Origin of the sequence: Synechococcus sp. R55.7, from assembly GCF_047461955.1 — a bacterium.
Taxonomy (GTDB): Bacteria; Cyanobacteriota; Cyanobacteriia; order Thermostichales; family Thermostichaceae; genus Thermostichus.
In genome coordinates, this window is sequence record NZ_JANSIC010000267.1 from 1,239 (window position 1) to 3,080 (window position 1,842).

General features: G+C 59.7%; 3 protein-coding genes. All 3 read right to left on the reverse strand.

The features are described from left to right. Positions 1–851, reverse strand: an 851-nt coding sequence (gene gatB, locus NW820_RS11465) for an Asp-tRNA(Asn)/Glu-tRNA(Gln) amidotransferase subunit GatB (protein WP_414407545.1), incomplete at its 3' end; no start/stop codon positions are given. Positions 852–999: 148 nt separating this feature from the next. Then, the gene (locus NW820_RS11470) at positions 1,000–1,284 is read right to left on the reverse strand and encodes an acylphosphatase (RefSeq protein WP_414351467.1); all 285 of its coding nucleotides are present in this window, start codon (positions 1,282–1,284) and stop codon (positions 1,000–1,002) included. Next, positions 1,281–1,463 (reverse strand): hypothetical protein, encoded by a 183-nt coding sequence (locus tag NW820_RS11475; RefSeq protein WP_041436250.1) that lies wholly within the window; start codon positions 1,461–1,463, stop codon positions 1,281–1,283. The genes NW820_RS11470 and NW820_RS11475 overlap by 4 nt, the downstream gene beginning before the upstream one ends. Between the last annotated feature and the right edge of the window lie 379 nt (positions 1,464–1,842).

A 1,842-nucleotide genomic window follows, 5' to 3' on the forward strand; every position in this document is an offset into this window, starting at 1 on the left:
CGATAGTCGCTGGATCCCTCTTTCTTGCGCATGCTGATGGTGCGCTGGCTGTTTTCTTCCCAGAGGCGGGTCTCTTGCACGATCCGCTCGCCTGCCTCCACAGCCTTGACTTGGCGGTTGAACTCGTACTCGATGGCCCGTTGGATGGCGTTGAAGGAGTTCATGTTTTTAATTTCCACCTTCGTGCCAAAGGTCTGGGATCCCAGCGGACGTACCGAGATGTTCACATCACAGCGCAGGGATCCCTCCTGCAGGTTGCCATCGCACAGCCCGGCATAGCGCAGGATGCGGCGCAGCTCTTGCACATACTCGGCTGCCTCTTCCCCGCTGCGGATGTCCGGCTCGCTGACGATCTCGATGAGGGGAACCCCCGCTCGGTTGAAATCCACCAAAGAATAGCTGGATCCCGATAGGCGATCGCTGCCAGCATGTACCAGTTTGCCCGCGTCTTCTTCCATGTGCAGACGGGTGATGCCGATGCGCTTGGTGCGACCGTCGCTGAGCTGGATCTCGATCCAGCCGTGGGTGGCAATTGGCAGGTCGTATTGCGAGATTTGGTAGTTTTTGGGCAAGTCGGGGTAAAAGTATTGCTTGCGGTCGAACTTGCTGTAGGGGGCAATGGTGCAATTCAAGGCCAAACCGGCTTTGACCGCGTACTCCAGCACCTTTTCGTTCAACACCGGCAGGGTGCCGGGCAAGCCCATACAAATCGGGTCGATATTCGTGTTGGGGGGAGCGCCAAATGCCGTCGCGCTGCTGGAAAAGATCTTGGAGCGGGTGCTGAGCTGGCAGTGAACTTCCAGCCCAATCACAGCTTCGTATTGCACTTTGGCGGGGGCAGCAACAGTCATGGGATAGGAAAAACTGGCGGTGTAACCATTCTAGTGCGACCTTGGGGGATCCCAGCTCACAGACAGTTTCTGGGGACGGCAGCCCAGAACCCAGGACGAGGCCGGAGCAGCCCAGCTTGAAGCAGATCCTCAGAACAGCGAAACTTCCTCAAACGGTAGGGCGAATCTCAAAAGTGGGTAGACCTTCCGGCGGCTCGGAACGTTGCTCAATGGCCTCCACAACCGAACCGGGGCTGCCCTGTTGGCACCAGCGCAGCATGGCCTCCACCGCAGCAGGGGATCCTTCAAAAACGGCCTCGACGCGACCATCCCGCAAGTTGCGCACCCAGCCGCCAACACCGGCATTGCGGGCCATGGCTTCGGTGTGGGCGCGAAACCCCACCCCCTGAACCCGCCCCCGTACCCAGACGTGAACGCGAACCCTGTCACTCATGCCGACGGGGATCCCTCCGTTGTGCTGCAGGGTTCTGGCGACTCGGTCGGCTCCTCCGGAGTCTCTGAGGTCTGCCGATCCAGCCACCCCACAAGAACGTTGACCAGGGCAACCAAGCCTAGGAGCCCCAGCGAGATCCCACAGGCATACCCAATCGCTTGCCACAGCACGGAAGACATGAACCCAACCTCACGAACGCTTGTGCAGAGGATCCCACCCTTCATGCACCGTGACATCCTCCCGGCGCTCGTCCTACGGACAGAGCGCGGGCCACCCTTCCCGTCAGCAGGACGGAGTCCTTACCTCGCGGTCGGGCATTCCTGCCCCACGCCACTTGTCTGGGTCTACAACCCCCGACAAAACGACTGGACAAGTGGCTTCCCTTCCCCAGCCTCCCTGGCTACTGCCAGCTTGCAAAACAAGTCTAATCCACAGGGAACGGTGCATCGGCAGGCAGGATGGACTCCTGCACCCAGGAACCCCTGTCCACCGGACAAGAGCAAGAGGCATCTGGATCAATCCGGTACTTGTAGGTTACCGCCAGCATAAGTAGGTTTT

Excerpts from the sequence above, each read along its gene's own strand:
- NW820_RS11475 (WP_041436250.1), bottom strand. The coding sequence starts at position 1,463 with ATGTCTTCCGTGCTGTGGCAAGCGATTGGGTATGCCTGTGGGATCTCG.
- NW820_RS11470 (WP_414351467.1), bottom strand. The coding sequence starts at position 1,284 with ATGAGTGACAGGGTTCGCGTTCACGTCTGGGTACGGGGGCGGGTTCAG.